The 23,425-nt window shown below is 58.6% G+C and carries 22 protein-coding genes and 4 pseudogenes; 9 read left to right on the top strand and 17 right to left on the bottom strand.

The window, feature by feature from the left end:
• On the bottom strand, nucleotides 1-1,243 hold a 1,243-nt coding region (locus C3Y91_RS28150), incomplete at its 3' end, for a cation diffusion facilitator family transporter (protein ID WP_168576085.1).
• Between the two features lie 517 nt (nucleotides 1,244-1,760).
• Here C3Y91_RS28150 and C3Y91_RS28145 point away from each other — a divergent pair.
• The 6 genes from C3Y91_RS28145 to C3Y91_RS28120 all read left to right on the top strand — a co-directional run bounded on the left by C3Y91_RS28145 (nucleotide 1,761) and on the right by C3Y91_RS28120 (nucleotide 7,120).
• The gene (locus C3Y91_RS28145) at nucleotides 1,761-2,492 is read left to right on the top strand and encodes a HupE/UreJ family protein (protein WP_168576084.1); all 732 of its coding nucleotides are present in this window, start codon (nucleotides 1,761-1,763) and stop codon (nucleotides 2,490-2,492) included.
• A 20-nt stretch (nucleotides 2,493-2,512) separates the two neighbouring features.
• Nucleotides 2,513-3,148, top strand: a complete 636-nt coding sequence (locus C3Y91_RS28140; RefSeq protein WP_168576083.1) for a transmembrane anchor protein — start codon at nucleotides 2,513-2,515, stop codon at nucleotides 3,146-3,148.
• Nucleotides 3,149-3,286: 138 nt separating this feature from the next.
• On the top strand, nucleotides 3,287-3,538 hold the full coding sequence (locus C3Y91_RS28135; RefSeq protein ID WP_168576082.1) for a hypothetical protein: 252 nt from the start codon (nucleotides 3,287-3,289) through the stop codon (nucleotides 3,536-3,538).
• 36 nt (nucleotides 3,539-3,574) lie between these two features.
• A complete protein-coding gene (locus tag C3Y91_RS28130) occupies nucleotides 3,575-4,861 on the top strand; it encodes a hemolysin family protein (protein WP_168576081.1) in 1,287 nt (428 codons plus the stop codon).
• Between the two features lie 582 nt (nucleotides 4,862-5,443).
• Nucleotides 5,444-6,352 (top strand): 3-deoxy-manno-octulosonate cytidylyltransferase, encoded by a 909-nt coding sequence (locus C3Y91_RS28125; protein ID WP_168576080.1) that lies wholly within the window; start codon nucleotides 5,444-5,446, stop codon nucleotides 6,350-6,352.
• Nucleotides 6,353-6,421: 69 nt separating this feature from the next.
• Complete coding sequence (locus C3Y91_RS28120; protein WP_168576079.1) at nucleotides 6,422-7,120, top strand: glycosyltransferase; 699 nt, start codon at nucleotides 6,422-6,424, stop codon at nucleotides 7,118-7,120.
• A 123-nt stretch (nucleotides 7,121-7,243) separates the two neighbouring features.
• Here C3Y91_RS28120 and C3Y91_RS28115 read toward each other — a convergent pair whose 3' ends face one another.
• Complete coding sequence (locus C3Y91_RS28115; protein WP_168576078.1) at nucleotides 7,244-7,996, bottom strand: membrane-anchored protein; 753 nt, start codon at nucleotides 7,994-7,996, stop codon at nucleotides 7,244-7,246.
• Nucleotides 7,997-8,621: 625 nt separating this feature from the next.
• Between C3Y91_RS28115 and C3Y91_RS38615 the strand changes: the two are divergent.
• Nucleotides 8,622-8,726 (top strand): annotated as a pseudogene (locus tag C3Y91_RS38615) (helix-turn-helix domain-containing protein); the annotation flags it as partial.
• A 108-nt stretch (nucleotides 8,727-8,834) separates the two neighbouring features.
• Nucleotides 8,835-9,203, top strand: a pseudogene (locus C3Y91_RS28105) (IS30 family transposase); the annotation flags it as partial.
• A 45-nt stretch (nucleotides 9,204-9,248) separates the two neighbouring features.
• On the opposite strand, the gene C3Y91_RS28100 reads toward C3Y91_RS28105, so the two are convergent.
• The 5 genes from C3Y91_RS28100 to C3Y91_RS37670 all read right to left on the bottom strand — a co-directional run bounded on the left by C3Y91_RS28100 (nucleotide 9,249) and on the right by C3Y91_RS37670 (nucleotide 13,127).
• Entirely contained in the window at nucleotides 9,249-10,142 is an 894-nt protein-coding gene (locus tag C3Y91_RS28100) for a TniQ family protein (RefSeq protein ID WP_343227749.1), read from the bottom strand.
• 509 nt (nucleotides 10,143-10,651) lie between these two features.
• A complete protein-coding gene (locus C3Y91_RS28095) occupies nucleotides 10,652-12,145 on the bottom strand; it encodes an ArnT family glycosyltransferase (protein WP_168576077.1) in 1,494 nt (497 codons plus the stop codon).
• 120 nt (nucleotides 12,146-12,265) lie between these two features.
• Nucleotides 12,266-12,442: a hypothetical protein gene (locus C3Y91_RS28090; protein ID WP_168576076.1), complete on the bottom strand. Its 177-nt coding sequence runs from the start codon at nucleotides 12,440-12,442 to the stop codon at nucleotides 12,266-12,268.
• Nucleotides 12,439-12,822 carry a 2OG-Fe(II) oxygenase gene (locus tag C3Y91_RS38780; RefSeq protein WP_210267752.1) on the bottom strand — a complete coding sequence of 128 codons (384 nt, stop codon included), beginning with the start codon at nucleotides 12,820-12,822 and terminating at the stop codon, nucleotides 12,439-12,441. Before C3Y91_RS38780 ends, C3Y91_RS28090 begins: the two co-directional genes overlap by 4 nt.
• A gap of 104 nt (nucleotides 12,823-12,926) precedes the next feature.
• Nucleotides 12,927-13,127, bottom strand: coding sequence for a hypothetical protein (locus tag C3Y91_RS37670; RefSeq protein ID WP_210267751.1), 201 nt, complete (start codon nucleotides 13,125-13,127; stop codon nucleotides 12,927-12,929).
• 991 nt (nucleotides 13,128-14,118) lie between these two features.
• Between C3Y91_RS37670 and C3Y91_RS28080 the strand changes: the two genes are divergently transcribed.
• The gene (locus C3Y91_RS28080) at nucleotides 14,119-14,691 is read left to right on the top strand and encodes a hypothetical protein (protein WP_343227748.1); all 573 of its coding nucleotides are present in this window, start codon (nucleotides 14,119-14,121) and stop codon (nucleotides 14,689-14,691) included.
• Between the two features lie 581 nt (nucleotides 14,692-15,272).
• Here C3Y91_RS28080 and C3Y91_RS28075 read toward each other — a convergent pair.
• The 10 genes and pseudogenes from C3Y91_RS28075 to C3Y91_RS28030 form a co-directional block, all read right to left on the bottom strand.
• Nucleotides 15,273-15,716: pseudogene (locus C3Y91_RS28075) on the bottom strand (TA system VapC family ribonuclease toxin).
• Nucleotides 15,713-15,958: a CopG family transcriptional regulator gene (locus C3Y91_RS28070; protein ID WP_168268647.1), complete on the bottom strand. Its 246-nt coding sequence runs from the start codon at nucleotides 15,956-15,958 to the stop codon at nucleotides 15,713-15,715. Before C3Y91_RS28070 ends, C3Y91_RS28075 begins: the two are co-directional and overlap by 4 nt.
• A gap of 393 nt (nucleotides 15,959-16,351) precedes the next feature.
• On the bottom strand, nucleotides 16,352-16,891 hold the full coding sequence (locus tag C3Y91_RS38180) for a flagellin (protein WP_343227747.1): 540 nt from the start codon (nucleotides 16,889-16,891) through the stop codon (nucleotides 16,352-16,354).
• A gap of 320 nt (nucleotides 16,892-17,211) precedes the next feature.
• Nucleotides 17,212-17,451 (bottom strand): annotated as a pseudogene (locus C3Y91_RS38775) (flagellin N-terminal helical domain-containing protein); the annotation flags it as partial.
• Nucleotides 17,452-17,708: 257 nt separating this feature from the next.
• Entirely contained in the window at nucleotides 17,709-17,996 is a 288-nt protein-coding gene (locus C3Y91_RS28055; RefSeq protein WP_168274065.1) for a hypothetical protein, read from the bottom strand.
• A 63-nt stretch (nucleotides 17,997-18,059) separates the two neighbouring features.
• Nucleotides 18,060-18,944 (bottom strand): hypothetical protein, encoded by an 885-nt coding sequence (locus tag C3Y91_RS28050; RefSeq protein WP_168576074.1) that lies wholly within the window; start codon nucleotides 18,942-18,944, stop codon nucleotides 18,060-18,062.
• A 96-nt stretch (nucleotides 18,945-19,040) separates the two neighbouring features.
• Complete coding sequence (locus C3Y91_RS28045) at nucleotides 19,041-19,400, bottom strand: hypothetical protein (protein WP_168576073.1); 360 nt, start codon at nucleotides 19,398-19,400, stop codon at nucleotides 19,041-19,043.
• A 161-nt stretch (nucleotides 19,401-19,561) separates the two neighbouring features.
• Nucleotides 19,562-20,530: a nucleotidyl transferase AbiEii/AbiGii toxin family protein gene (locus tag C3Y91_RS28040; protein WP_168274064.1), complete on the bottom strand. Its 969-nt coding sequence runs from the start codon at nucleotides 20,528-20,530 to the stop codon at nucleotides 19,562-19,564.
• A 62-nt stretch (nucleotides 20,531-20,592) separates the two neighbouring features.
• Nucleotides 20,593-21,603: a hypothetical protein gene (locus C3Y91_RS28035; RefSeq protein ID WP_168576072.1), complete on the bottom strand. Its 1,011-nt coding sequence runs from the start codon at nucleotides 21,601-21,603 to the stop codon at nucleotides 20,593-20,595.
• Nucleotides 21,604-22,384: 781 nt separating this feature from the next.
• Nucleotides 22,385-22,828, bottom strand: coding sequence for a hypothetical protein (locus tag C3Y91_RS28030; RefSeq protein WP_168268615.1), 444 nt, complete (start codon nucleotides 22,826-22,828; stop codon nucleotides 22,385-22,387).
• Nucleotides 22,829-23,425: the final 597 nt, after the last annotated feature.

Raw genomic sequence — 23,425 nt, 5'->3', positions numbered from 1 at the left:
CGTTGCTGATCAAAGCGTGATGATCGGCCGGCGAAGGGAGCAGCGGCAGCCGCTCGATGGCGCCGTTTCCGCGATCGATCTCGACGACTGCCTGCAGCCCGTGCGCATGATTTCCGACGGACAGCCGGAAGCGCTCGCCATCCGGCGTGTCGACAATCTCCAGCAGGCCGGTCGCCAATGGGGAACTGACAGTGAACGGAGCGGGGGCATGGTGATGCCCGCCGCCATGATTTTCGGCAGGTCTCGCCTGTCCCTCCGTCTCGAATTGGATCGTTGCCGTTCCCAGCGCCGGCAGATGGGCGTTCAGTTCGTTGCGTAGAGTAGCAACAACTGCGTTGGCCTCGGCAACGGACTTGGAATTGTCGACAGCGATCGTGACGTCGGCATGGAGTTTATGGCCGATCCATCTCGCCTTGACGTCCGTCAGGCGCTCGATGCCGGCAACATGTTCAGCGGCATGGCGGATTTCATCGGTGACCTCGGGTTCGACGCCGTCGAGGCTGCGGGTAATGATGGCGCGCGCCGATTGCCAGACTATGCCGAAGATCGCGATGGTGATCAGCAGGCCGATGATCGGATCGGCGAGCGGAAAGCCGAACCAGACCCCGACGGCGCCGAGCACGACTGCCAGGCTCGTCAGACCATCGGTGCGGGCGTGGTAGCCGTCGGCAATCAGCGCAGCACTATTCATCTGCCTGCCGACACGGATACGGAACACCGCCACGGCTTCGTTGCCGATGAAGCCGATAACGCCGGCCACGGCCACCGCCAGAAGCTGGGTGATCGGCTGCGGGTTCAGCAGGCGGTCGATTGCCTCATAGCCGGCGACGATGGCGCTGAAGAGAATGATCAGCACGATCAGCATGCCGGCAAGGTCCTCGACCCGGCCGAGGCCATAATTGAAGGTTTTCGACGGCTTCCTTCTGACCAGCGTGAAGGCGATCCACAGAGGAATTGCGGTGGCGGCATCGCCGATATTGTGGATGGTGTCGGCCAGCAGTGCCACGCTGCCTGAAGAGAAGACGACGACAAGCTGCAGAGCCGCGGTGATGGCCAGAATGACGAACGACCACTTGATCGCCCAGATGCCGCGCTCGGATGAGGCGATGCTGGGATCGACGACGCCGTGCGTGTGACCGTGGCCTCCGGCATCTCCATGCGAGTGGCCGTGCGAGCCGTGACTGTGGCCATGGGATTGACTGCCTTGGCCGAAACCGAACCATTCCCTGATGCTGGCGAACATTGCAGACCTCTGATTGATTATGCTGCTTAGCTATCCCCCTGGAGGGGATGCGTCAAGTTGGTTTCTTGTGTGCGGATGCGAACAAGGTTATCAAATGCGGCATGATTCATCGCCGGGACAACAGATCGAGCATGCTCGCCGCCTTCGTGGCCGCGATCGCCGTTCTGCTATATTCATTCGTTGCATTGGGACCGCATGATCCAGGACTGCACATGGCGTCAAACGTCGTCGCGGCCGGCCATGCGGACGCCGGACACTCGCACGACGACCTCGACGTCGAGCCAGAGGCCGGCGACGCCGCCGATCACCACCATGCGGATCATACCCATGAGAAAGCCGGCCTGCTCGGCTTGACCGGATCGAGCCTGCGGTCTTTAACCGCGGTGTCCTATTCGGATCATTCGCACGCCCTTTCGTCCGGACCTCCCTACGGTATAGAGCGGCCTCCGCGTCCGTGACCTCGCCTTGATCGACGCCGCTCAGGCGGCCGTTTCAAACGAATTCACGGAGCTTCCAAATGAAGCAATCCTCTTCCGGAGGCGGAAGCCGCGCGCTCGTGCCCGGTTTCTCCGTCCTCCAACCGTTGCTTGCGCTGCTATCCGTCCTTGTGATGGCTGGTGCAGCGGCAGCCCACGCGGTCGCAGAAGGCGACAAGGGCTACATCCAGGAGATCTCAGGGACAAATTTGATCCCGTTCGTCTACCTGGGCGCCAAACATATGGTGACCGGATACGACCACCTGCTGTTCCTGTTCGGGGTGATCTTCTTCCTCTATAGGCTGAAGCACATCGGCATCTATGTCAGCCTCTTCGCTATCGGCCACTCGACGACGATGCTGCTCGGCGTCTACTACGGCTGGAATGTCAGCTCGTATCTAATCGACGCGATCATTGGCCTGTCGGTCGTCTACAAGGCGCTCGACAATCTCGGGGCGTACCAACGATGGTTTGGCGTTCAGCCGAACACCAAAGTCGCCACCTTGATCTTCGGCTTCTTTCACGGCCTCGGCCTGGCGACCAAGATCCTCGAATACGACATCGCCGAGGACGGGTTGATACCGAACCTGCTCGCCTTCAATGTCGGCGTCGAGATCGGCCAGCTCATCGCCCTGACGATCATCCTCATCGCTATGAGCTATTGGCGCAGGACGTCGAGTTTCCTGCGCCACGCCTATACCGCCAACGTCATCATGATGACCGCCGGGTTCGTGCTGATCGGATATCAGCTCACCGGCTACCTCGTCGCATAATCACGAAAAGGAACCCAGACATGTTCAACTCACAGGCACCCGCACCCGACGACCTTCCTTCGTCGAAGCAGCTCATCAAGTCGACCGTGATCGCGGCGGCGGCAGCGGCCGCCATTCTGGTCACCGTCGTGCTTCCATCGGAATACGCGATCGATCCGACCGGCGTCGGCTCGGCCCTTGGACTGACGGCGATGGGGGAGATCAAGACCCAGCTCGCCGAGGAAGCAGAGATGGATCGCGTGAAGTCCACCGGGACAACGCCGGCGAGCCCGCAGCAGGGATCGTCGCTGATCGACCGCATCATTCGTGAGTTCGGCATCTCGCAGGCCCACGCCCAGGAGATGCGAAAGGATGAGATGTCGGTGACCCTGCAGCCCGGAGAAGGCGCCGAGATCAAGCTGACAATGGTCAAGGGCGCGAAGGCCAATTACGCCTGGAGCGCGAATGGCGGCAAGGTCAACTTCGATACCCATGGCGATGGCGGCGGCGAGAACATCAGCTACCAGAAGGGCCGCGGCGCTGCCGATGATTCCGGCATTATCGAAGCCGCCTTCGACGGCAACCATGGCTGGTTCTGGCGCAATCGCACCGGCGAACCGGTCACGGTTACGTTGACCACGGATGGCGCCTACACCGAGATCAAGCGCATGATGTGACTCTGCCGGGCCGCGTCTTCGGGCGCGGCCCATTTCTCCTTTGCTGAACAATCCCATATGTCCCACGCAACTGGTGAAGGCAGGTTGAAGTTGTTGTTTCGTTACGTGAGAGATCGCAGCCATGATCGGGTTCCGCTCATGGTCCTCCTCTGGCGCGACATGTTCGTCTGCGGGACCGTCGTCAATCTCGTGTTCCTTGGTTTGGCGCTGCTGACCGTGTATCTTGGCTATCCCGACTGGCTCGCTGTCCTCGTGTTCTTCCTGCCGATGCCGTTCAACATCTTCATCTGGTCGGCGGTCTGGCGCGCTGCGGGCAAGGCGCTCGGTGTTGCGGCCTGGGTGGTTCGGGCGCTTGGCACCGGCTGGCTGGCGTTGACCGTCGTCGTCTGATCTTGTTATTTTCTCTTTTCATAGGAAAATTTCGTTTTGCTTCTCGAAATCTCGATCGTCATCCTCCTCACCATCGTCAATGGCGTGCTCGCCATGTCCGAGTTGGCTGTCGTCTCCGCCCGTCCGGCCCGTCTCAAAGTGCTTGCCGATCAAGGCAGCGCCGGCGCCCGCCAGGCGCTTCGCCTCGCCGATCATCCGGGCAGGTTTCTTTCGACCGTGCAGATCGGCATCACGCTGGTCGGCGTGCTGTCGGGCGCATTCTCCGGTGCGACGCTCGGCGCCCGCCTCTCCGCATGGCTGCTTGCGCAGGGCCTGCCCGAGGCGTGGGCCGAGGGTCTGGGGGTCGGCTCGGTCGTCGTCGCCATCACCTATCTCTCGCTCATCGTCGGCGAATTGGTGCCGAAACAGGTGGCCCTTCGCGCCCCGGAGTCCGTGGCGGCGAAGGTCGCGCCGGCGATGGCGCTCCTGTCGAAGATCGCGCTGCCGCTCGTCTGGCTGCTCGACGCCTCGGGCAAGCTCGTGCTCGGCCTCCTTGGCCAATCCGGAAAGGGCGCCGACAGTGTGACCGACGAGGAGATCAAGACTGTCCTCGCCGAGGCCCAGAGCGCCGGCGTGATCGAAAGCGAGGAGTCGGCGATGATCACGGGCGTCATGCGTCTGGCCGACCGTGCGGCACGCGCTCTGATGACCCCGAGGAGAGACGTCGAGCTTATCGACATCGAAGACAGTCCCGATGAGATCCGGCGCGTCGTCCAGGCAACGGAACGCTCAAGGCTTCCGGCGCGCAGGGGAAGTTCGGACGAGGTGCTCGGCGTCGTCTCGGTCAAGGAGTTCTACGACGCCATGGCATCGGGCGCGCCTGTCGACGTCCTGGCGCTGGTCAAGCAAGTGCCTGTCGTCTCCGACCTGGCCCCGGCCACCAGGGTCATCGAGGCCGTCCGCCGGTCGGTCCACCATATGGTGCTCGTCTTCGATGAATACGGCCATTTCGAAGGCGTCATCACCTCCGGCGATATTCTCGAATCCATCATGGGCGTCTTTGGCGAAGGCGAAGCGGACGAGCAGGCCATCAAACGGCGAGACGATGGCTCTTATCTCGTGTCTGGCTGGACGCCGATCGACGAGTTCGCCGAATTCATGAACTTCCCGGTCGATGACGAAATCGAATACCAGACGGTAGCCGGTCTCGTTCTCGAGGAGCTGAAGCATCTCCCGGAGCTCGGTGAGCGTTTTGTCAAGAACGGCTGGAGCTTCGAAGTGGTCGATCTCGACGGGCGCCGCGTCGACAAGGTTCTTGTCAGCGCGGCCACAAACACCGCGTGAGACTGTCAGCAGCCTTGGAGTTGTCAGTCTGGCGCGATGCTTGTGGCTATGTATGAATAGGCAGTGTTTTCGCCTGCTGTTCTTCAGACGGACTTGGCAAAGCTGGGGTGTAGATGCCCCATGACGGCGTTGTGGAGAGCTTCCATAGACTTCAACAAATCCGGCCGTGGTAATAAAAGTCATGTGGTATGGCAGACCGTCATTTGCGACGATGTTTTTCCGCCACCGAAAGAAGAGCGCAGACTTTTGTCCTTCACAGTCTCACACTTTATTGATTTTCGACTCACAATGTGAGGCAATCGACGGTTGCGAGCGACGCCAAATCGGATAGGTATGAGGAAAATTGAGTCGCCGTTCATGGAGGCCGAGGTATTTGTCTTTCGATTTTCAACATGCGGCCGGCGGCCCGCCGCGTCCTGCTCCCGCGAGTTTCGACCTCGCCTTTTCTTCGATCCATCACCTGCCCCTCGGACCCGAGGTCACGCGCGGCGGAATCGAGGCAATCGGTGGCTGCTTTACAACATGCAGGCAGGCACGGCGGACGGACCGCCGTCGCCGAGCGCAATGCTTAAGGGAGCCGACATGAATCTGCAGCTTCCCGCCGTTTTAGGCGCAAACCTCAGAGACGCGCAGACCGGGGCCGCTCCGAATAGCGGCTTCAACCTCCTGACTCCGGAGGTGTGGAAGGCGCTGCTTTCGCGCTACTCGCACATCGTGCTAGTGGGCAACAGCGAAGCGGTCGATTTCGAGCGACTCAGAAGCGAGCTGCCGGAGACCGCGCTCTACGTCTTCTTCAACAAGGTCTATAAGGTGCTCGACGCGCCCTTCGCCGGCCATGCGGTGCTGTTTGCCCGCAGCGGCGTGATGGGCGCCAATATCGTCCACCGGCGCGAGGTGGGAGATGTCCTGCACTTCTTTGCCGGCGACGATTTTTTGGGCGTCGTCAACATTCGCGTCTCGCCGGAGGAAAATTTCAGCGAGGAGGGCGACTTCGAAGGCGCTGAAACCCGTCACCTTGATCTGACGAAAATGCTCGTCGACCTCTATCCGGTGGGCAAGATCGCGACGAGTGGTTTTGCGGTGGCGCTGTGGCTCGCCGAGCTGCAACTGCCGGGCAATATCCTGCTTGCCGGTTTTTCGGCAAAGAGAAGCGAGAAGTGGAAGGTCTTCGACGTACATGATTGGACGTTCGAGCAGATATTCCTGCGCCTCTTTGCCAGGATGGGCTCGATTTCGATGACGGGCGGCGTCGATGCCAGCCCCTATGCGGCGCTCGCCAAGCGGTTTCCTGAGGTGCCGCCGATCGAGATCGCATTGACGGCGGCAGAGGTTTTGTCGGAACGGCTCCACAACGCAAACAGCCAGATCGACAGGCTGATGTCGGTCACCAAATCCATTCGCGCCATCGAAAATTTCTTCCGGCGTTTCAAGCCGAAAACCCGCAAGCAGCGTTTTCTCGAAAAGTGTCCCAGGTCCGCGTCAGCGGCCTAGACGGCAAGAAGCCGTTTCGAAAAACCCAGCCCGCCACAATGCCCATCACCTTGGGCAAGCGAGGAAAAAGTGGAACAACAGACCGTCCGGATTTTCGTGGGATTCGACTCCAAGGAAGTCGTCGCGTATCACGTTCTTGCGCAGAGCATCATCGAGAACTCGTCAATCCCGGTGGAATTTTCGCCGATCGTGCTTTCCAATCTCGGCGGGATCTTCACCCGCGAGCGCAACGCGCTGCAGTCCACGGAGTTTTCCTTCTCGCGATTTCTGACGCCTTATCTCAGCGGTTACCAGGGCTGGAGCATCTTCATGGATTGCGACATGCTGATGCGTGCCGACATCGCCGAACTTTGGGCGCTACGCGACGACCGCTACGCCGCCATGTGCGTCAAACACGATTACCAGCCGAAGATCGAGACGAAGTTCCTCGGCCAGACGCAGACCAAATACGAAAAGAAGAACTGGTCGAGCTTCCTGCTCTTTAACAACGACAAGTGCCGGGTGCTGACGCCTGACTACGTCAACACGGCGACCGGCTTGCAACTGCATCAATTCAAATGGCTGGAGAGTGAAGACCTCATCGGCGAGTTGCCGGTGACGTGGAATTACCTCGTCAATGAGTACGACTACCGCGAGGACGCCAAGAACGTCCATTTTACGGACGGCGGCCCATACTTCGACGAGTACAGGAATGACGACTACGCCGAAGAGTGGTTCGCCGCGCGCGAGCGCCTCCTCTTCGTCCAGCAGCGGCGTAAGGACGGATGATGCCGGCCATAACCGGCGAGGCAGATTGCCGTTCCGCACGATTGGTGAAAATTATCCGGAGCTTGGTCTCCGGAAACCGCTGAGCGACATGTTTCTGAAGACGACGGGATATGTTGCCAGCAACTATTCTTGCTTAGATGCGGCATTTGCTTGGTTGATACCCTGCCAGAGCGGCAGACCGATATCCTCCGAGACCTGTGGATCGGCGGTGTAGACGGAATAACCAAGCCGGACGAGCCTCGCCAGCATTTCAGCATCCATGCGCACATGCAGGCGTGCTAGGTTGACGCCATTATAGACATGCCCGGCGGAATGCGGGTTGATGCCGGAAAGTATGACGGCCGTCGCGCCGTTATAGAGAGCGAAAACCGCTGCAATGATGCCGTTTGAACACTTGGTTTCGGCGTCGAGCTCAAGATTCAGACGGCCGGTCACCTTGTGCAGCAGGGCGATCCGCTGATAGCGGTCGACGATATGGGCCTCTTGGAAGCCGTAGCCAATTGCTTTGAGGCCTGCTTCCAGGCGCTCACGACCATGCCGCCAGGCCAGCACGTAGAGTGAGCCGGTCCGCTTTCCTGCGAGAACGCGTCTTACCTCCACGGCACTCGTATTGGTGCCTTCGATCTCGTTATAACCCATCAGCGTGATATCAGGTGCATCGACGCCCCAGGACTGCAGAGCGAGCTGCGAAGCGTTGACGGAAATGATGCGATAGGTTGCGTCGAGCCCGATCGGCTTATGGGATTTTGGTGCCGACCCCAGCACCACGACCGGCCCCGCAAAAGGCGCGGCAGTGGTCGGTGGCGTGGGATTTCGCAACAGATATTTAATCCGGCGGGGAAGGGATTTTCTTGCCGCCGACAAAGCCGTCAACATTTGCGATACCGCTTCTCAGAGTATGCGTTATCTAACATGCCGCCTTTGACGGTTGCAAGTTCGTGCTGCCTGTCGTTAGCGATGCCCGGTTTGGGAAAGCACAAGACACCGGCAGCCGACGTTCGCTCCAACAGCGTGCGAGCAGGTGCGCTTGACGCCGTTGGAGACCGCAATCAAGTATTTAACTTGACGTTCATTGTCTTTAAAAACTCCTGTGCGGCGAACGGCTGGGACGTGCGGAGCCATTAACGATGATCCGGTACGCGTTGAACTGAAAGTGGCAAAGCGAAAGTCCGTCGATGACCCGGTATGAAATTGAGGAGCATGATGGCGGTTGGACGGTCGTAGACCACACCACCGGACTGCCCGCCCCCGGCGCGGCTCCCACGCTCCGTACCCGTCTGGAGGCGCAGGCACTTGCAGATTTCCGCAACGGCATGGCGAAGCCCACCGCTGAGCGCGTACGGCCGCGCCTAGAGAAAATTCGCCTCCTATGGAAGGCGGTCCTGGGCGCCAGTCGTTGACTGCCTTACGGAGACGGCCACAGCGTTGCCCGACCTGAGAGATAGGTAACGTTTCGTACCGGAGACATGGAACACTTTTCGCTTTTTGGCGGGAGGTGTTGATGCCGTGGAAAGAGACTTCAGTGATGGAGGAACGTCTGAGATTTGTCGCCCGGCTGCTGGAGGGCGAAGGCATGAGCGATATGTGCCGGGAATTCGGCATCTCGAGTTCCATGAATTTGGGTTATGCAAGATGTTATTGTAGCGGCTATTTAGTAATGCGACAGTTGGGCCAGTTAGAGATGCGACAGTCTCGCCTCTCGACGCTGGTCAATGCCAACGACATGAGCAAGGAGCGCCGACGACGGTTGCGCAAACTCAGACGCCATCCGCATCTGCGCGACCTCGTCATCGACCGGCTGAAGGCGCATTGGTCACCCGAGCAGATCGCTGGCCGGCTTCTCGCAGATGGCGTCAGCCCCGTGCGTATTTGCCGGGAAACGATCTATCGCTTCATCTATTGCAAGGAAGACTATTCGCTCGGGCTGTATCAGCACCTGCCGGAACGACGTCGCAGGCGCCGGCGCCGCGGCGCACGCAAGTCACGCGACGGCTTGATCCCGCTTGACTGCAGAATCTCCCAACGCCCTGATTTTATTGGTGATCGATCACAGTTCGGGCATTGGGAGGGCGATCTCCTGATCGAGCTGGCCGACGTCGAGGGTGTCCCATCAGTCGCAGATAGGCCGTCAGCAGGCCGAAAGCTCAGCCGTCCTTAGCCGGCCTTTCGTGCAAGGCGGACCTTGTGTTCTGCGCTCCAGCGCATCTGCAAGCAGGCCGATCAACGGCACATGTCCGTTCGCCGACAGGATCGACCGTCGCCAGACTGCCACGACCGCATCGTCATCATCGATCAGCCAGTTGTGCGGCTGCATCGAGAGCCGCGCATAACATCGGATGCGCGCTGATGTGGACAGGCTCACGATCGATGCACGCGGATATTGACCGCAGTGGTCCGGAATGGCCAGCAGGCGTCGAACCAAAGGATTCTTTAGCAGGGAGCAGGTGATCGTTTCGAGCCTGCAGATATCGTGAATGCATTGATCCATAGATCTGATCGCCCGGTTCACGGGTATCGATGATGCTCGCCGCAAATCGAACCCGCAGGCGGCGCAAAAATGCTGCGGGACGAGCTCAACCTGACTGAAGGCGGCAATGTGGCTCTGGCAAACCGGGCAATGATCACGCAATCCGCATCGGTGATGCGGACACGAGATCTTAGTCGCCAATCTCCATTGTCGACGAAAATACGGCTGAGCATCATCGGCCAAACATTGCGAGCAGAATTGCAGCCTGGTCGAACTGCTATGACGTCCATTTTCGCGCAGCGGAAGGAGCAGGGGCTTGGGGGGTGAGCCCTTCAGGGACATTGCATAAAGCTGAGATATGGGAACGCCGGTGTGTGCGGCGAGGATATTGACGGCCTCGGTTTGGAAATTCACGTCGAGGGACGCGGACCACATCCCACCGGTAAAGCCGATCACGCGGCCAAATGGCCGAGGGGCGATCCGTTTGCAATTGCCAGCCGATGCACCCAGCTCGATAGTAACTCGTCCGGCTTCGGCGGAACGCAAATGGGCCACCGGTTGGAAACCACCTCCTGGTATCGCTCCCCGATCACGGTGGGCGGGCTTGCCTTGATGGTACTCATAGCAGGCTTCCGCGCAGGTCCGCGTTGTGCCGCTGAGAAATCGGCACATAAGGGAGCTCGTCGAAACTCGCGCGGGTGACGCGTTCTCGGCCCGAGTTTATCGCGATGATAACCGCCTTAGTGACGATCGCGACAATCTCGCCGATCAATCCTTCCGACAGGCTGAATATTCGTCGCGCCAATCGCTCATTTAACAGATCCGAAGCCCGGGCGAGGGGTAGGGCCGCTTCCAGGCGGAGAGCTCGGCGGGCTTCGAAGGTTCAATCGACCTTCCCTATATTGGGTCGCTAGATTCAGTTCTCGACCTGCTGCTCGGCGACGACGCTCGCCACCACCTCGTCAGCACCGTTCGGATAGGTCGGCAGGTCGAGGGTCACGAGTCCGCCCGTTGCCAGCGGGCAATGCTCCGGTTTCTCCGCAATCGGCTGACCTGCCGTAACGCTATTTCGCGCCCCCCTCCACCCAGGAGTAACCAATGGAGAAGCTGCGTTTGCCGCCACTAAAGAGATAGGGCAAGGTCAGCGTGTTCAACTCCTGCAGGTGAATTCCCGATCTCAAGAGACCGTTCGCGAAATCGGGGGAAATTGTTGGGTCCTCGGCGGTCTCGCCGCGCCAGATTACGAGCACCGGCCCCTTGGCAGCCGCATATTCGGGAACCCCGGAACCTGGAAAGAAGGGGATCACGACGGGAACGTCAGGGAATTCCAGCTTCATGTTGCCGGCCACGAACTTGGTTTCCGCTACGATGAGAACCGGCTTGCGGGTCGCGGTCAGTTCATCGACGTAGTTCGCGAACGGCACGTTGGTTCTCGTATAGGTGCCGATATATTGAATGGCGACGATCCGCAGCAGAAGGATCGCCAGGATGACGACCATGAAGACCGGCACCACAGGCCGGAAGCGCGCGAGGCCGGCGGAAAGATCGAAGCCTGCGGTTTCCAGTTTCAGGAACAGGTAGATCAGCAGGACGAGCAGGCATGGATCGAGCCAACGCTCGTGGATGTCGCTCGCGCCGGCGAAGACGACGACACCGACGAAGGCAAGCAGGCTGACGATCATCATCCGCTCGAACACTCGGATCATCGGGCTGGACGAAGAGAGAGCACGGAAGAAATCTCGTCGGAAGGCCGCTGCGATAAGAACGATCGGCAGTGCGACGAAGCCGAGCACCGCGGTCACGAGCGACAACAGCCCCTGTCCGATGCGGGGGAGGCCGGCGGCTGCCTCATGCTCGGCGGTCATCCGCTTCAGGGTCGGCAGCGAAGCGCGGGCGAGGTTATCGGGCAGCCAGAGCGCGTGCGGCAGCACGATCAGAATGGCGATTGCGATCGCCGGCAGCAGACGCCAGTCGAAAAGGCGGCTGCGCCACTTCCTGTCCGGCAACACGGCGATGAAGGCGGCAAATGGCAGGATCGCGAAGTTATATTTGGAAATGAGGCCGATGCCGGTGGCGATGCCAATGATGAGATAGCTTGCGATCGTCGGCTGGCGCAGTGTGCGAAAAAAACCGAAGAGAAAGAGCGAGGTCGCAAACAGCAGCGCGACAGTATGGGTCAGTTCGCGCTGCGCCATTAGACCAACTTGTGGCAGGGTAATCAGGCTCAGCATGGCGACGGCTGCGAGCGACCGGCTCTTCAGCACCTCGCGCGCAGCTAAGCCATAGAAAAGATAGCAGCCGAAGAGAATGATGTTCTTGGGCACCGAAAGCGCCCACATCGATAAGCCGGTCACCGAAACGATGGCATATTGGATCCAGCTGTAGAAGGGTGGTTGCGGACCGTAGCCGGCAAGCAGATATTGTGAATAGAAGGATTGCTCCGCCTCGTCGAGATCGAGCGTATGCGGCAAGGCGATGCGAAGCGCGATATTCAGCAGGAAATAGCCTGCCAGAAAAATGCTTGCGCTCGTAATGCTTTTGGTAATCCGTTCCAACATCGATCTCCAAGTCAGGCCAGCAAGGTGCCGTCGTCTACCGGTCGCCGCTCGGATTGCCGGCGTGGAAGAGTTCGCTGCCATCGCTATCAACTCCGCAGTTGTGCGCAACCTTCATTTCTCTTAAAGAGCCTGCGCTTCCTTAAATCCTTCGCGTTCGAAGGTGAAGAATTTTCGCACCGGTGCGTCGCCGTTCTGCTGCCCCGACGCTGTCGCATTCTTCTTTGAGACGAGCGCCCGCTGGAACTGCGCCGCGTCGATCCCGACGGCACCGACGTGAAGTCCCGGGCGAAGCATCACTTCGATCTCGGAGGTGCAGGTGGCTGATTATCCGCCGTATAGCTACCAACGCCTTCAGCAAGGAAGGCGTTGTTGGCCTCACGTATCTTTGCGGCCGCATCATCGTACAGAAACGGTAGGAACGCATAGCCGCGTCCTCGCGTGACCGTTGAAACGGCATGAAGTAAAGAGCACGAGAAGATTACTGCGCCTCGGGCCGGAGCCTTGAAGCTCCTACTGCCGTACTCGGGAAAGCTTACTTCTCCGCCATCGAAATCCTCGTTCAGGTTCGCTGAGACGGCAAACCGGCGGTGTGCAGTCCCTGTAGTCGTGTTATCCCGATGGGGGCGGAAATGCGCTTTGTTCTCGGCCGCGTAGCAGGAGACGATATATCGCTCCACCTGGTGACTATAAATTGATGGACCTTCTGGATTCCCGGCACGATTCTGCGCATGAACCGCCCCTGCGTTTCGGCGATGATGTCCTTTTCCTGTGTGTCGCAGCCTTACCGCTTAAAACCATGGTCCTTGACCTCGACAGTTTTGCTGTCGACCTCGCGCATGAAACCAGTTTCCTCACCGCCGTTCTGCTCGTAGAGATCTATGAGCTTCTTGCAAAGTTCGGGTTCAAATACGTTTGGAACTACGATAATCGGGGCGTGGAGCTCGATGCCGGTGAGCCGGTCGATCTGAGGCAATGCGGCCAAGCGACAACACGGCCTCGACATCACTTCTGTCCTGCACAAACGGAAGCACCTTCAGGACACGCATGGTTGGGTCAAGCACTATCCAGAGCTGGCGTACAGGCACCTGGCGGTCTCCCGGGCTTGTGCCGCTATTGCGGCTTTGCTCGCCGGATGCGAGGCGATCCGAAGAAGCAGAGGACGAGGTATCGTCCCCTAGCGGTGTCGAACGCATAATGGGGCGTGCCTATCGATCGCTGGTAAAACCAGGGGGCCGGATCGCCAGGTAGAATGTTCGCGTAAGCGTCCATGAACTTATCAAGCTCCATAAATATGCAAGCGGTCAGACCTTGACCGGCGTCTTTCAATCACTGCTCGAGCCTTGGTTCTTTGAACAGTTGGTCTCTCACTGTAGGCGGCCGTGATGATTTTCTGATACGGGGGTCTATTGTCGGTATTTTACTCCCCTTGGCGCGTGGCTGTCGGCAGGGGCCCGGTCGCGGAGGCCCCTGTCTCCGATATCGTTCCCCGGGCAATCGCCTTTGCTGCCGTGAAGCCTGGATGTTATATCCGGCTAACCCTCAAAGCGATATTACCGATGTTGATTACATTTGCGACGGCAAAGAAATACATTTCCCGCCGGATCACATATGTCTTGCGGAACCCCAAGCCGCCGATTACCCCAGCGCTTTTCGACGGGCCGGTGGTGGTGCTGGGGTCAGCGCCGACCTCTCATAAGCCGCTAGGCCCTGACTCAAATTATCGGATCATTTCTGTCAACGCCTCACAACTCGCGCTTCAGTCCTGGGGCATCGAGGCGCCCGACATTGACCAGGATTGCCCACTCACGGTGAGCACTGCTAAGAACGGCAGTTGCTTGGTCAGTGAACTGCAACCGAATCGATGGAGGTTGTTGATGTCGCTGTCTTACCTTTCAGGTAGGCATGGCATTGTATGTTGGGTCGAAGGGTTGCGAACATGGCTTCTCGCCAGGTCGGAAACGCATATCGGATAGGTGAAAGACACCGTGCGCCTCAGCTTCTATACTCAAATTCTCCCACTGATATTGTCGGTAGCCTTGCCGTGTGCCGCGCAAGAAGATCGTCTCCCAGGCGAAGACCCTTCGTGTGATCTCGTCAACCGTTCCTATGAGCGCACCTTTGGACGTAATTACTCAGCCCGCACTTATGGTGTCCAATCGACGGGGGATTACGAATTAATTGAAACCGGAATCTTTGTTGGCGATTTAGCTTATGACCGCCAAGGGCTCGGTAGGTGGCATTTGCGGCACCGTAAACTACGCAAGACCGTCCATGGAATCGGGGCTGTTTTTCGTCATTGCTCGAAGGCTTCCGACAGCCTCTGTGGCGCAGTGCCGGTGAAGGTTTTTCAGGTTGACTGGTCAAGAAACGGATATAACGCCAAATCGGAAGTCGTGATTGCCACAGCAACTGCGAAGTTCATTAAAATCACGAGTCATTTCATTGGAAAACCTCCTTCTGACTTCCCCGTAGCGATGGCAATTTTTGAGACGAAAAGAGACCGGATCAAAGCGCCCTCTGACGCAATCGATCTCCGCAACGAGTAGGCATCATGAGTGGTCTTGGCTACAGGCAGAAAGTGATGAGGATCTGCGCAATGCGATGGGCCTCATAATGGAACGGATGGGCAACAGCCTTGTTGTCTATCTTTCTCGGCGCTGGAAGCACCCACACATGCGCAGCTCCCCAGCCATCCTCAATTGGAGATGGTTGGCAGACGTACCCACTCCATCATGGCATTCTGGGCGTGGAGCAGGAGTGGCTTTGCCGGACGGCTTTGACGGGTAGCGTGCGACATTGCGTCGGCCGTCATTTCTTGCCCCCTCGCAACCGACGGATTTGGTAGAAAGATTATGAATGTTTCCATTATCGAGGGGCGTTACGGTTGCATGATATTCAACCAGCTTGTGCTCCTCGGCTTTCGAGTCTCGCTGGGTACTGGTTCGGAAGTTGCCATCACACTTTGGGGATATAAGCCTGGTTCCATAAATACCCTTTACGCCACTGACCCTGAAAATAGCGGGTTCAATGATTCTGGCAGGGCGAGAGCTTCGAGGCCAGCGTCCGACTTGTTGCTATGGGGTTCACGTTTTAAGCCAGGCAGATCGCATAATGGATCGACGGGAACTCACGATCTACTCGTGGTGATCAGGTGCAAGGCAGAATTGCCCCTTGTAACCGCTGCTGCTGACAGCTTGCGATCGAATGTCGCCAGCTGGCCCCCACGCGCCTTGGCTAGCGCAAGCAGGTAGGTGTCAGTTACCTGCCCCGCCGTTAGAATTTTCGTGGGAGCGATATCACCTTACCCGACAAGGCTCACATCGTCCGGCCAAAAACTGTGACCGGGGAGCGACCGCAATTTGCGGACAATTTCCATCACGAGTGACGGTGAACCGGGAGAGTTGGGATATTTGGGGTTGCCGACAATCCGGATGACACCATTTTCGGTAATGGGGCAGGTAGCCCACGCGCTCTGACCTATCGCCGCGAACCATTCGTGCGCATCATCATGGGCTACATGGCCCGGATCGATTAAGGCAATCAGGACATTGACGTCGAGCAGGAAAGTCACGGCAGTTCGTCACGCATGGCGTTCACGATTTCGAGCGTCACTGGCGGCGTATCCGGCCGTGTTGACAGGAGAGGAATGCCATTGCGCTCGCCGCTGCTCGACGGTCGGCGCAGAGAATGTCTCGCCAGCTCAGAAATGACCTCGCCGACGCTCCGGTGCTGCTGGGTTGCCATCGCTTTTGCGGCGGTCAGCACATCGTCGTCGAAAGTGACACGAGATCGCTCGTGCCAACGTTGCTGCATGACGGCGCGAAAAAGCGGCAAATCTCGTGCCCAGCCGCCAAGTTTGCAACGCCCTTCGCGGCTCTGGTGATCAGCATGGCCGCGTCTGGTCCAGCTGCCTCGCGCACAGAAAAACGCCAAATGTGCATTCAGGACAATTCGACTGCGCGCCAGACCAAGACCCCTTGGTGCGTGATGCGGTAATTCATCAAGCGGCGGCTGCTCCCCGAGCTGAAACCCGCCGCGAAACGCACCAACAGGCAGTTGGCAAAATCATTCAGAATGCAAAAGGAATAATCGATGCTCACCCCTCCCAGACACTGTGCACTCTTCGCTGGAGCTTTGATGGCAGTTGCCAGGCGATATGGGGTGCATCCGCGGACATTGGCAAGGTATATCGAACGGACGCGCTAGTTACTGGAACAGCTGCATCAGGTTTCCAGGCGCTGTATTGGCGATAGCCAGCGACTGTATCGCAAGCTGCTGTTGGGTTTGCAGCGCGCGCAGTTTGCTCGCCGTCGTTTCCATGTCGGCGTCTACCAGACGGCCGATCCCACTCGTCGCGATATCGATCATCTTGTTGTTGTTCTCGTCGTATATCTCGAGGGATTTCTGCACGGTCCCGACGTACGCCATCTTGGATGTCAGTTTCTGAATTTTCTCGTCGATGCTAGCGAGCAGGTTGCTGTATAACTCCTTGCGGACCGAGCCGAAGCGGACGACGTTGTTTTCGATCGACTGGAGAACATAGGTCTGGTCGACCGGGTAGGCCTCCGGATCACCGGTCGTCGGATTGGAGACTGGGATGTTGTACCAGTAGATCGAGGCCGGCGTGAACGATCCCGGCGCGTCGATGATGTTGCTTCCGTCAAACAACGTCCTTTCCGGATTGAACTCACCCGGGAACGTTGTCGGATAGCTGCCGAAGTCGTCGTTGAGAAGCAGCGTGTCCACGGCATTGATCCAAGGGTCTGGACCGTGCCGCCGGCGTAGCCGACGGTGAAGGAGAAGACCTGTTGGCTGGCCTTATCGGCTTCGGTCTTGCCATGATAGAGGAGGTTCACGCCCGAGAACGACGAGGACAGCATTGCTGCCTTCGCCTGATCCTGGAGTTGCTGTATCCGCTGGTCGATCTTGTAGACGTCGGATTTGGCGTATTCCGGGTCGAGGCTGAATGTCGGCTTGACCACGTCCTTAAAGCCCGGCTGCGGCATGTCGCTCGCGGTGATGACGAGGTTTCTGATCTCGACGAAACTTTCGAGCACGTTTTCCATCCCGGCATAGGCGGTGTCCACCACGCCCTGAGCAAGGCCCACGCTGTCGTTGACGGCGTTCATGGCCTTCACGTCCGAGCGCATGGAGATGGAAATCGACCAGTAAGCCGCGTTGTCGGACGCCGTTGCGACGCGCAGGCCCAAGGACATCTGTTGCGACGTGTGGGTGAGGCGGCCATTGATCGAACGCAGCGTTCCGAGCGCGGCTATCGCGCCGTTATTCGTGATGATACTGCTCATGATCGTCCCCGTCGCATTTGCCGGGCTCGTCATGAGCCAGTTTATTCGTGGGTTCAGAAAATCGACGACGGCGGTTAACAATGCAGCGAAGAGGGCAGGGGGAAAGTACCCTTCCGTCTGGATTATTCGTCGTCAGCCTTGGTGCCGACTAGCAATCGATCGGAAGACCTGACGACGCTTCCGAGGACGCGTTGTCTAGCTCGCGCTGCGCCCATGCCTCGGGCCACCACTCGCCGCAGCTGAGTTGCTCGGGCTGATCAATTGATGTCATCATAGTTATCCCATCCGAACACGCCGACGGCACTTTGATGCACACGTCTAGCATCGGCAATCTGCCGACTGCGGGTTACCGCGACTGCGCGCTCGACCCTTAGACTGACATGATCTTCAAGTGGAATGGCATTCCGAGGCGTCATATCTACGGGGATCGCCAGCAGGGACTTGAGACCCCTCAGATATCGCAAGGCATCCTGGCGGACGTCCTCCTCACCGATCAATGCCAGATGACGTTCGAGAAGATCGTGTATAGTGCCCAACAGCTTCATTTGACTTCCCCGCAGTCCGAGATGACTACAGCGATGATGCGATGGCCGGCGGAATAAGGCCAGTCAGATGCGGCGGGCAGACGGCAGATCGCGAAGGATGGCGATGCCTTCGGAACAGTAGTCGGCGTCGTCCCGCGATCCCCGGCGGTTGCACCAGTCTTTCCAGCCAAATGCGTCAGCAGCGCCTTTTACTAGACCCTTCACAGCGTCTGACGGTTCGGTGTTGCCACGCGCACAAAGCTGGCGGATGTAACCCCTTCGGATATCGAGTGTCGCCATGGGGGTGCCATCTGGAGCGCGCACCGAGGCTAATATGACGTCGGGATCGTTGAGGAGGTCGTCATAACCGCCTTGTCCGATGCAGTGACCCATGAGGACACCTTCCTTACGGAGCGCCGACCGGGAGCGGAGGTGGACGAGCGTGTGGCCGACACCGAGATCGAGGATGAAGTGCTCGTCTTTCGGACCGAGGACGACGTCACGTGCGAGACGGGCATTTCGATAGCGAAGTCCTTTCGATGCTTCGTGGACAAGGCGGTCAAGTGTGCCGCACTTCATGAGTTTCTTAGGATGGCCTTGCTCGTCGACCTTAGCCAGCCATGCGTGGCCGTCCGATTGCGCAGTGACCAACCAGTCGGCCACGTGCCATGCATCCACCGAGTGCCACTGCATCCAGAGCTGCGCCCTTCTGGACCATTTTCGATACCGAGAACTGCCGCCCATTTCCGGCCAGCCGTCGACGCGATGCCACTGCGGGTCGTCGTGATCGCCGGGCGTCGGAACCCATCCGGGGTCTTTAGCGTCTGACCGTAACCAGTCTATCCAAAATATTCGTCCGAGGCTGCAACCGACTAAATGTCGAATTGGCTGGAGAACGCGGTCCGGAATGTCCAGCTCACAGGCGAGGTGAAAAAGGGCTTCTTGGTATTCTGGATGATCGTTGCTCATGTGATGTCTCCCTGAGGGAGAGCGTGGCGGCATGGCGTGCAAGCAACAAAAAAGCGGCTGGGTGGCCGCCTTTTTTGTGTGTCTTCGTCGTGGCTCTCAAGCAGCCATTCTTTGCTCCGCCGTGCTGCTGCCGTTGACGAGCGCACCGAAAATGAGACGACAGAAGATCATACGCCAGACAGACTTGTGTCTACCCTTGACGTTCCTTGCAATGTCACCCCACAGACCGACGATATCGAGCCCGTTCAGCTTCTCCTGGAACCTGTCGTAGATATCGACCCTCTCGAAGTTCAGCGTGGCTTCAACGCCGAAGAAGTTGTCCGGCAGCTTCCATGAGAGGAAGTAAAGATAGGGCTTTTGACCTTCTGGAACCACGATCGCGCCCTCGAGCTCTCGCATTATATTGACGAGTTCCCTCCGCTGGCCGATGGAAGCCTGCGGGACAAAATCAACCAAGCTCCATCTGCTTGGACTTCGAGTGTGGCAATGCCCTTATTTTCTGCATTCAATTTGATGTCTCCCTGGAGCGTTCCACTTTTCGCTCATACAAATATGCTGTGTCCATCGGCGGAATGACGCAACGCCGTTCCGCTGAAAAAGAGACGACGTCGCGATTTTTACGGCGTCGGTTGCTGCGGCCGGTATGCCGGAGCGTTCTGGCGCTGGCGGGCGGCCAGGCGATCGACGAGGGAAGGCTCGGACACGTTGTCGCGGCGGACTTGCGCGATAACCGCCCGGGTCAGCGCCTGATGGGTTCTTGCCCAGTACCCCCCGAGCATCTCGTAGGACTGGAGCAAATCAAAGTCGTCGATCCCACGCTGCGCTACTGTCTTCACCCAGGAGTCGGCCCTGAGTAGATACGAGACCCACTCAAGAGCCTTCGGTGCGGGTGCGCACGTTGATAGCGGCAGTCGGCGATGACGAAGGGTCCGCAGAAGCTCGACTGCGATGTCGCCCGGCCGGACGCCCATTTCATCGAAACTGAGTAAGTCCAAGGCGTGCTTGGCGCGAAAGTCATCGTCACGCTGCGTCAGCACAGCCAACCATTTTTCGGCAGCGGCGGCCGCCAACGGCTGCGCATGAGCCACGGCTCCCGGAAACCTCTTCGGTAGCAACGACGGCAGCTCCTGGCGCTGAACGTCCTGCGGAAAAGCGAACGGTCCTGACACCGAGGAAATGTCTACGTGGGTGTTCCCCCGCAGCGTGCCGCATTTCCCTTGAATGACCACACGGACCACGGGATCGCCTTCGCCGACGGCAAGTTCCTTGACCTTGATCTGATCGATCGAGATACCCTCAGCGCGCAGCGCTTCCGCGATCCTTGCGAAACCCTTCCGCAGCTCGTCTTCCGTCCACCGCACCGGCGTCACCAGATCGAGATCGGAGGTCGGCCGTAGATGCTGATCGAACATGCATCCGCCCTTGACCATCTTCACCGCACCGCCGAAACCGGCACGCCAGTGAAACAGAATGCGATCGCCGACATGACGCGAGGCGGCCATTTCGACGTTCAGCCCTTTGTTGCGGCATGTCTGCTTGAGCGAAGAGCCGAGCGCCTCGGCCAGTATCCTGAAGTCTTGTTCCATAGTGATGTCTCCCTTGTGAGGAGACACTGGGTGCGGGCGGCGCAAGGGACAAAACGGCGTTTTTACGGAGATGTTCGCCGAGCTTGCACGCGCGCCAGTTCCCGGAAGAAGTTTGACGTCGACATCTTTGCCAGGCGCGCCCGCGCGACGACGTCGGCGAACTTGAGACGCTTCCGATAGTTCGCGTGATCTGCGAATGCGAGGATGAGCTTGGGCTTGTTGTCGCCGCGCGACTGAACTGATCGGAGACCCTTCCGACGTACCGGCGCTGCAAACGACCTCCCCGGACGGGTCCAGTAGCCGCGCGTGTCGCCGATCTTACCGACGAAGGTGCCGGGTTCGTTGCCTGACTTTGTGATCCACTTGAGCGGCTTGAGCCGTAGGGCCACCCGGGAGCGCTGCTTCTCCGAAGTCGCCGCCAGTCGCTGTCCACGAAGAGCCGCACGGCGGCCGGTGGCGGTCTTGCGATCCTTCTTCTCCTTGCCCGCAACCTTGGCGACCTTCTTCAGTGCACCCTTAGCGATGCCACCGAACTGGTCGGTATGCGCGGCGGCGGCACCGACGGGGACGTCATAGCGTGTGGCTCCCGGGTCTCCCTTTCGGCGGATACCTCTATCAACCTCATAGTGCAGTATGTGTGAGTTTCTAACCATCCAACACGTGATTCGAGACCGTCGATCTGGTTCCTTTAGACCTCGAATGATGTCCAAAAGCGACTTATCTGACGCTTCAGGGTCTACTATGTAAGATATACCATACATAGCGCGCCAGACTGACCCGTGATCGTTGTAAAGCGTCGTCAGCTCGTCTTGTGCGCCGATCACGACGATGACGGACTGATCGCGGGCCTTCATGTCGGCGTAGATGGACGTGTGTCCCCATATGTTTCCGACGACAGAAGCGCCATCCTGGTCGCCGCTCGGTGCCGACTTCGTGAAGTTCCACGCCGCGTCGACGCCGAGGACCTGGTGCAGGAAAGGAATGTCCTTCACCCGGTTCAAGGTATCCGTGTTGCCGTACGTGACAGAGACGAGCGACTTCTTCGAGGCCTCGGATATCGACTGCTGCCGCATCCAAAAAATCCGTCGGCGAGATCGGAAGTCACGTCGCCGTCCGTGTGCATGCCGCCTCGCATCGTCATGTCGTAGAGCCGGTTGAGTGCCTCCACGATATCCGAGGGCGTTCCTTCTGCAGGTGCCAAGTTCCGAACCTTTTCTTCGAGCAGGTTCAGGCGGGCGGCGTCGGCTGCGGGCGAGGATTCCTTAATGTAAGTTGCCATTGTGGGAGTTCTCGGGTGAATGGCCAATGCTACGACGACCGGCGGCACGGAAGTAGTCCCTGGCATCGCCTCCCGAAACTCCGTGTTTTTGCGGAATCTCGATTCAAATGCAGGAAGTAATGGGGAGAGCCAGCACAAGCGCCATGGAAATCATGCCTGCGAAGTATAGCGGCGACGATTGATAAGACGCGAGGACAACGCGGCGCAAGACTGCTTTCGGTCCAGGCCACGGACGTCGACAAGATGATCGATGGCGGAATCGAGAATGTAATTCATGACGTCGGAAGTCCGGGTCTGTTGATCTCCCTCGGACTTGACCCGACGGAGGAGGGATCGCAGCGCTGCCGAAATTGCTTCGTCGACGGCGACAGGTTGGGGTCTGCCCACTGCCTTGCGCTTCCGCCTGGTTGCCTGGGCTGACGTCCGCTGTCGCTCTGTAGTTCTGTAAAATTGGCTTGTCATCAGTACGATCTCCCGAAACGCCGTTTTCCTTCCCCATGAAACGGCGTTTCGATGCAAGCGACAAACCGCGGGATTCCAAATCGAGAATGGGACATCCGCGTCCCATTCTCGATTTACGATGACTTGCGCGCAAATTTGATCAGCTTCGGCTTGAGTGCCCGCGACTTCACCCGGGCGGCTACCGTGAGCGGAGCGCCTGGCTTGTCGGAAAAGACCTGGCCGAGGTATTTGAGAACGGCAGTCGCACCGGGGCCGCCGGTGAATAAAAGCATGATCGCGGCGTCGGCCAGCGCATCCCGAGTCGTGTCGGCGTCGAACGGCAAGGAACCCGCAGCTTCCTGTTCCTTGTTCCGCGCGCGTCGCTCGGCCTGCAGCCGCGCTTTATATGCTTTGTACTCCTCAGGCGTCATGTCGTCGATGCCGACCGAAGGCTTCCGAGACTTCTTTGGTCGCTCGACAATGACGTCCTCATCAAGAAGCTCGCGCAACAAACCCAGCTCGTCGCGGACCGACGTCGTTTCTTCTTCGATCTCGCTGCTAATCACCGTCGTTGCCATCACCGCCACACCCCTCGAACAGCGTTTCTACTATAGGAGTGTGCCCATTGGCCGAGCCTGGCGCAAGACATTCTACATGTAGAATTAAAATTACTCTTCTACATGTAGAGCGTGATTCAAAAACGGCACGGCGCACTAGGAGCCTCCGGCGCTGCGCCGGAGCGACTATGGGATATCCGATACAAATCAAGGAGCCCACGATGGCGGGAAACCCATCTTCAATGGGAACCCAAATGCCTTCAAGAAAGCTATCCAGTGGCGCTACGCTCTCGAATTTCCCGCCAATCTGACGCTTGCTCCAGGCTCCGCCGCCGGGCAGAGTAAAGAAAGACGAGCGAAGCGACCCGTTATAGAAATACGGCGAAGCCCGAGGAAACCCCTTGGATTAAATCGAACCCCAGGGTTCCAAGTTGCTATCGCAAAGGGCTTCCAATCCAAATTACAGCGTGTCCTCAAAGTCCACAATCTCAGCTTACCTTCTACCACCGAGCGCATAGTTTCCGAAAACCAGCGCCAAGCGTGACGGCGTCGAGAACCCCGAAAATTATTTTAAAAAATCACTGTCGGCCTATTGTGCCTCCCGACGCCTGCAAGCAC

Origin of the sequence: Rhizobium ruizarguesonis (assembly GCF_012349115.1) — a bacterium.
Classification (GTDB): domain Bacteria; phylum Pseudomonadota; class Alphaproteobacteria; order Rhizobiales; family Rhizobiaceae; genus Rhizobium; species Rhizobium ruizarguesonis.
The sequence above is the reverse complement of the archived record's forward strand: the minus strand, read 5'-3'. Positions and strand labels throughout refer to the sequence as shown.

Coding starts and splice junctions, on each gene's coding strand:
- C3Y91_RS28115 (WP_168576078.1), bottom strand. CDS start 7,996: ATGTTGACGGCTTTGTCGGCGGCAAGAAAATCCCTTCCCCGCCGGATT.
- C3Y91_RS28040 (WP_168274064.1), bottom strand. CDS start 20,530: ATGGAACAAGACTTCAGGATACTGGCCGAGGCGCTCGGCTCTTCGCTC.
- C3Y91_RS28050 (WP_168576074.1), bottom strand. CDS start 18,944: ATGAGCAACGATCATCCAGAATACCAAGAAGCCCTTTTTCACCTCGCC.
- C3Y91_RS28030 (WP_168268615.1), bottom strand. CDS start 22,828: ATGGCAACGACGGTGATTAGCAGCGAGATCGAAGAAGAAACGACGTCG.
- C3Y91_RS28095 (WP_168576077.1), bottom strand. CDS start 12,145: ATGTTGGAACGGATTACCAAAAGCATTACGAGCGCAAGCATTTTTCTG.
- C3Y91_RS28070 (WP_168268647.1), bottom strand. CDS start 15,958: ATGCAGCAACGTTGGCACGAGCGATCTCGTGTCACTTTCGACGACGAT.
- C3Y91_RS28140 (WP_168576083.1), top strand. CDS start 2,513: ATGTTCAACTCACAGGCACCCGCACCCGACGACCTTCCTTCGTCGAAG.
- C3Y91_RS28145 (WP_168576084.1), top strand. CDS start 1,761: ATGAAGCAATCCTCTTCCGGAGGCGGAAGCCGCGCGCTCGTGCCCGGT.
- C3Y91_RS28035 (WP_168576072.1), bottom strand. CDS start 21,603: ATGCGGCAGCAGTCGATATCCGAGGCCTCGAAGAAGTCGCTCGTCTCT.
- C3Y91_RS28125 (WP_168576080.1), top strand. CDS start 5,444: ATGAATCTGCAGCTTCCCGCCGTTTTAGGCGCAAACCTCAGAGACGCG.
- C3Y91_RS28055 (WP_168274065.1), bottom strand. CDS start 17,996: ATGAAGCTGTTGGGCACTATACACGATCTTCTCGAACGTCATCTGGCA.
- C3Y91_RS28135 (WP_168576082.1), top strand. CDS start 3,287: ATGGTCCTCCTCTGGCGCGACATGTTCGTCTGCGGGACCGTCGTCAAT.